Genomic DNA, 5,672 nt, shown 5'->3' on the forward strand with positions numbered 1-5,672 from the left:
GAACGGAATTACGCCAGTATGTTGGCTCTGGCGTTTATCATTGTCTGGTTGCCCATGTGGGCTGAATGAATTATGACCTTAAAACATCAACAGACCCTAATACTCGTCTGGAGAAAAACAAGAACGGCGCGGATATTCTGGATAAACCGGCGTTTGTGAAAAACCTCGGTTTAGCGGATGCGGTGAAACGGGCGGAAAATGCCTATCCCAAAACAGGCGGAACAATCACAGGTCACGTTGATATCAACGCGTCGCATGGCGTGCTCCGCCTGAACGCCCCCGAACGCAATTCAGACATTTTTGTCGAGTTTGGTTCAGGGAATAACAGGGACGCGTTCATCGGATTCGGTTCACGGGACACAAAAACGTTCACAATTCACAACGATAAAACGAATGCGAAACTGCAAATTAACGAATACGCCACGTTTAATGAGAACAAATTGCTGGATATGGGCGACATTGCATCCCACACCGGGTCATCACCAAAAACCGTGATGAGCCAGAAATCAGTCACCGAGGCAATCAACCGCCACGCCAGCCTGGGAATAAATCAACAATGGCGGGATGTGACAGACAACAGACGGCCATCTGTTGCGTATAAAAACAATACCGACAGGCCGATATGCATATCAGTGACGTATCAGGAACTCGTTATCCGCGATTGGTACGCGCTAATGGCGTTGAACATTAATGGGCGGGATATTGTGTATTCCGGTACGTCAATGAGCGCCCACGAGGGGACTATTGAATCCCGCGCGTTCGTTACGGGGGTTATTCCCCCCGGCGCGAGCTATTCCCTGTCAATGTACACCAACCATGACATCACCAGCGGGAATTTACGCTGGTATGAACTCAGTTAACGGGGGCAGTATGAAATATTATATTAATAAAAAAACGCAACAAATTTACGCCTACGAGGATTGGGTTGACAATTCTGCAATGGATTCTGGCCTGACCCCGATCGCAGAGGCTGAGGCGCTGGCAATTGCAAACCCGCCGCCAACACCTCAACAATTGCAACAGTGGGCAGAAATGGAAAAACGCGCCTTGATGTCTCGCGCCAGTGGAAAAATTGCCCCCCTACAGTATGCTGTGGATTTACAAATGGAAACAGATAACGAACGGGTAGCGTTGACAGGATGGAAAAAATATATGGTGTTATTGAACCGTGTAGACTGTTCGACAGCGCCCAACATTGACTGGCCTAAAGCACCAGAATAACAATCAGGGGCACAATGCCCCGCTATTCATTTCGGCTGTTCCGGCCATGAGATATCGGGCGCGGTAGAGCAATCCACCCGATTGAGCAGAACGCGGTATTTACGCCAGGCGGTTAATGCGGATTTTTCGGCATCGGTGGCCATATCTAAATCAATCGCGTCCTGATAAATATCAATTTTGGCTCTGGCTGTATCCAACAATTGCTGTTTTTGGTATTCCGCCTGTTGCAGCAATTGCTCAGGTGTTGGCGGGGGTGGCGGGGGGATATCAACCCAGCATGGCATTCCATGACTATCAGCTCCGCGTAACGCCCCTAACTTGGATTGGCTAAATTCTGAAAACACCTCATCTGCCACTTCAACCAGGTCATCAGGCAATGTGCCCGCCGCTTTATAATCTGCGAGCAATGTGATCGGGTAAAAACCGAGTGTTGATGGACTAAAGAAAAATTGATTATCACTCATATTAATATCCTATTGCGATATACGATAATGTCGGTGCACGCGGCGGTATATATTTTGTGTGGATCAATAACCCTGCACTGTATCGATCGGTTAATACTGTCTGCGCAATTGCAACCCATTGATTATCTGACCCACCATCAACGAGCGAACAGGTCACCGCAACACATTGGTTTGTAAACGGAATTGCGAACTGAATGGTTCCTGATACCTGCGACCATCCATCAGATGGGCTACTGGGATGCTGTCCAATTGCCTGTCCCCATTGAATAATCACGCCGCTGGGCAGTTTTTGATATCCTGATTTGGTTTGCCTGGACTCAAAAAACGACATGTCGGGGATCTGGTTACGCCCGTTGCCGATGGTTCTATATACAGCGTCCGATAAACCGAGGTTTTACGGATATCAATTCGTCATTTTTAAAGTGGTGATAAGCTCATTAATTCATGGACTAAATGAGGTATTAATAATGGCGAAAATTGGCTATATCCGTGTATCAACAACAGACCAAAACAGTGATCTGCAACGAAATGCATTAATGGCCGCAAATTGTAACTCGATTTTTGAGGATAGAATTAGTGGCAAAACCGCCAATAATGATGACCTATTTTAATTAGGCGTTTTATTCTGCACTGTGCATTATGGAGGAATTAACCCCACACAAAAGAATGCAGAATATATTGCTAAATTGGCTGCTACGCTACACTGATTGTGTAAAAAATTTTCAATAGATGAAACGCGATTAGCTCTTCATTTATCGCGCGGATAGGTGAAATTTATCGCGCGCGGCATCACGCTGACGAACCCTGTGTAGACATTGAATATCCTGTTGTTCTACCGTTTTTTCCGGCACATACCGCATGCCCGGACGACTGTCAGCTTCCACAATAGCAATCGCATCGTTTTTATCGTTCTTGCTGCCCATTCGAAAAGGCGTGACATATTGAGGACTGATTTGTTTGACTTCATGTCCAAGCTGTTTGAACTGGCGGCTCCAGTAATTGGCGCTGCCACAGGCTTCCATGACAATTCTTGAGGGTGGCTGTTGAGCAATGAAAGCGGTGAGCTTGTCACGAGACACCATTTTGTTCTGAATGAATTTTCCGGAAGAAGACACGATATTTAATTGAAAAACTCGCTTTGCCAGATCAATTCCGATAATTTGTTCCATGGGACACCTCTTCATATTTTGCTGATGTATTCAGCATGGCTCACTGGAGCCGATTTGGGGAGGTGTCCATTTCATTACCCTGTGCGGGTTTTTCCTCGCTGCGCGACCCCCTCAAAAACTTTATGACGAGAAATACGTAGGTTATGGCAAACCGCGATTTTAGTGGAATCGATAAAGGCAATGCCGTGTGATTTTTGTTGGCGTGAAGAAAGGAAAGCGCATAACGGAATAAGGGCTCTTTTCTTCAATGTTATTATTCGATTGTAGCTCACCAGGCTGGGGAAATCTGCTTTGAGGTATTGCTGCACATACTCAGTATAAAACGCTTTAAAATGACGATAATGGCTCATGTGAAATAAAATGAGGAGAGTCATTATTTCGCTGAGAGACAGGGAAGTGGCGCGATGACGCTTGAGCTGATTATTCTCAATGAGCTGTTGTTCCCAAAGGGGAATAAATTTTTGGCAAAAGTCATCGACGCAACAGAAAAGTTCTTCTAAAGTAGTCATAGCCTGAGGATCCCCACGATTTTGTTTTCTCAGCAAAAACTTTGATCGTGCCTCAGGCACTTAGTTCCCTTTTGTCTTTCCTTTCTTAAGCGAAGTTCAGGTTAGCTAAACATATCCAGTGTGCCAAATAGTTCACGGTGGCACAAAATATAGATATTACATTTTCTCGCCAGCTAACTCCATTTGAGCCTGTTCGGGGAAATGCTCCTTGACAGCGACTTAACTGGATAGTTAGGAGTTCTCTGCTTAAAACTGGGTAATGCTCTTGAATATAGCAACATCTGATTATTCTTGATTTAATTCAAACAGATTATTTATCGTGTAAAATTAATCATATTACAAAAATAATTATACCTAATTATTTCATGATACTTTATCTTTATAAAATAGTACCCTTATTCTATTTTATCAGGAGCCATAATAATGGAAGAACAAGCAAGCTATGATTCAATTGGAGAATATTACGAACAGTTTTCCAATACGGTAGCCCAGCGACAGTCTGAACTTCGGGATATACTCAACATGGTCGGTGAGATACAAGGAAAATCAGTTCTGGATCTAGCTTGCGGGTATGGTTATTTTGGGCGGGAATTGCACCACCGCGGGGCTTCAAAAGTGGTTGGCATCGATATCTCTGAAAAAATGATTGAACTCGCTAAAATCAAGTCAAAACTGTATGGTGATGATATTGAGTTCCATGTACAAAATGTATGTGAAATGAAATTAGATGAAAAATTTGATATCGTTATCGCCGCTTTTTTATTCCACTATGCTGAATCCACAGAAGAACTGGAAACGATGTTCCAAGCAGCCGCTGAGCATTTAAAACCTTCTGGCAAATTAATTGCTTATATGGCATCACCTGATTATCGGTTAGAAAGCGGAAACTGTGAGAATTATGGTTTTAAGATTTTGAGCGAAGAGCCGTGGAAAAATGGCTTCCGTCACCAGGCAGAATTTCTGTCAACCCCCCCAAGCCCTTTCACGTTTTATCGTTGGAATCGTGAGAGCTATGAAAAAGCGCTTAAAAAAGCAGGATTCGATCATTTTAGCTGGAAAAAACCAACGGTCTTAGACAGCGATTTAGTACGTTATCCTCAAGGTTTTTGGGATAATTACCTACAAAATTGTGTCCATACCGGACTTGTTTGCCAGTTTTAAGCTCACTCCCCATTCCTTTCGCATTACGATTGAATTTAATTCAACCGAATATAAACATTGACATGAATGGACATTGAAAAAATGCCGGGCCCAGCCCGGCTCTAGCCACAATACTAACATTATAATTTTTTATTTTTATGATATTTATTGGTTATTCATCATTGTTATTGGATCTAATAGCAGTAACTTATCAACAGCAAATGGAGACAGGGTTAGTGAGTGTGTTAATTCCGTAGACAGGACAAGCGCAGCACAGCGCTGGGCAAAATATACACTTTCCTTAAAATCCATACCTGCTAACGCGCAATGAACTAATCCCGCCATCATTGCATCACCGGAACCTGTGTTATTGACAATATCAACAGGAAATGCCGGAGAGTGACCAGATATATAATCTAACTCACTGTAGTAAACACCGTCAGCGCCCATACTTAAAACTACCCGTTGTACTCCTTGTTCATGAAACCATGATGTGACCAACTTAGCCTCTTTTATTGAGTTAATTTTAATACCACTGATTTTTTCTGCTTCCAGCCGATTGGGTCTGATAGTATGAATATATGATAGCCAGTTACGTACTATACCCGCCTTATATGACGAGACAGGATTAACAAATATGGGCACATTACCTGAGTTTTTAAATAACCATTCCAGAGCATCCTCTCTCAAATTGCAATCAATACTCAGTATGCCTGCTCGCTCAATGAGAACTTTAGATTTATTTAGCAACTCAGGCGTGAGTTTTTTCAAAATATCCATATCACTCACGGAGGTATACGGTTCACCATGACTATCAACTATTGAATGATAAATCGAAGTTCTTTCATCATTGAGTTTATGAGAATGGCTAAGATCAACACCTGCTAACCGGGTTTCTCTAAACAATCTTTTTCCGTATGAATCATCACCAAAAACAGAAATTAAATAGCTGTCATTCTTTAACGCGGCAATGTTATGCGCCATATTTCGGGCAACACCACCTAGCGTATATTTTGTTTTCCCTGGGTTGGAATCTTTCTTTAATAATTCAGTCGAAGCGAAGCTGGTAATATTAATACGGTGTTTAAATACCTATATTTATATCATGCCGCATAACGAATTTTAGGATGGTGGAAAAAACGGGCAACATGCGCCTTTCTTCTCTGGAG

The 5,672-nt window shown here is 42.9% G+C and carries 6 protein-coding genes and 3 pseudogenes; 4 read left to right on the forward strand and 5 right to left on the reverse strand.

Annotated features, from left to right (window positions below; genetic code table 11):
* The first annotated feature begins 65 nt into the window (after positions 1-65).
* Both Xentx_RS20330 and Xentx_RS20335 read left to right on the forward strand, forming a co-directional pair.
* Positions 66-860 (forward strand): hypothetical protein, encoded by a 795-nt coding sequence (locus Xentx_RS20330; RefSeq protein WP_074021743.1) that lies wholly within the window; start codon positions 66-68, stop codon positions 858-860.
* 10 nt (positions 861-870) lie between these two features.
* On the forward strand, positions 871-1,221 hold the full coding sequence (locus tag Xentx_RS20335; RefSeq protein ID WP_074021744.1) for a tail fiber assembly protein: 351 nt from the start codon (positions 871-873) through the stop codon (positions 1,219-1,221).
* Positions 1,222-1,247: 26 nt separating this feature from the next.
* Here Xentx_RS20335 and Xentx_RS20340 read toward each other — a convergent pair whose 3' ends face one another.
* A complete protein-coding gene (locus Xentx_RS20340) occupies positions 1,248-1,685 on the reverse strand; it encodes a tail fiber assembly protein (protein WP_074021745.1) in 438 nt (145 codons plus the stop codon).
* 1 nt (position 1,686) lies between these two features.
* Positions 1,687-2,016 carry a gp53-like domain-containing protein gene (locus Xentx_RS20345; RefSeq protein ID WP_074021746.1) on the reverse strand — a complete coding sequence of 110 codons (330 nt, stop codon included), beginning with the start codon at positions 2,014-2,016 and terminating at the stop codon, positions 1,687-1,689.
* A gap of 136 nt (positions 2,017-2,152) precedes the next feature.
* Here Xentx_RS20345 and Xentx_RS20350 point away from each other — a divergent pair.
* A pseudogene (locus Xentx_RS20350) lies at positions 2,153-2,290 on the forward strand (recombinase family protein); the annotation flags it as partial.
* Between the two features lie 186 nt (positions 2,291-2,476).
* Here the strand turns inward: Xentx_RS20350 and Xentx_RS20355 are convergent.
* Together Xentx_RS20355 and Xentx_RS20360 are read right to left on the reverse strand one after the other, a co-directional pair.
* Positions 2,477-2,854: pseudogene (locus Xentx_RS20355) on the reverse strand (IS110 family transposase); the annotation flags it as partial.
* A gap of 77 nt (positions 2,855-2,931) precedes the next feature.
* Positions 2,932-3,363: pseudogene (locus Xentx_RS20360) on the reverse strand (transposase); the annotation flags it as partial.
* 423 nt (positions 3,364-3,786) lie between these two features.
* On the opposite strand from Xentx_RS20360, the gene Xentx_RS20365 reads away from it, so the two are divergent.
* The gene (locus Xentx_RS20365) at positions 3,787-4,524 is read left to right on the forward strand and encodes a class I SAM-dependent DNA methyltransferase (RefSeq protein WP_074021747.1); all 738 of its coding nucleotides are present in this window, start codon (positions 3,787-3,789) and stop codon (positions 4,522-4,524) included.
* A 144-nt stretch (positions 4,525-4,668) separates the two neighbouring features.
* On the opposite strand, the gene Xentx_RS20370 is transcribed toward Xentx_RS20365, so the two are convergent.
* On the reverse strand, positions 4,669-5,580 hold the full coding sequence (locus tag Xentx_RS20370) for a PfkB family carbohydrate kinase (RefSeq protein WP_074021748.1): 912 nt from the start codon (positions 5,578-5,580) through the stop codon (positions 4,669-4,671).
* Positions 5,581-5,672 lie beyond the last annotated feature (92 nt).

It is taken from the genome of Xenorhabdus thuongxuanensis, assembly GCF_001908095.1.
GTDB lineage: Bacteria > Pseudomonadota > Gammaproteobacteria > Enterobacterales > Enterobacteriaceae > Xenorhabdus > Xenorhabdus thuongxuanensis.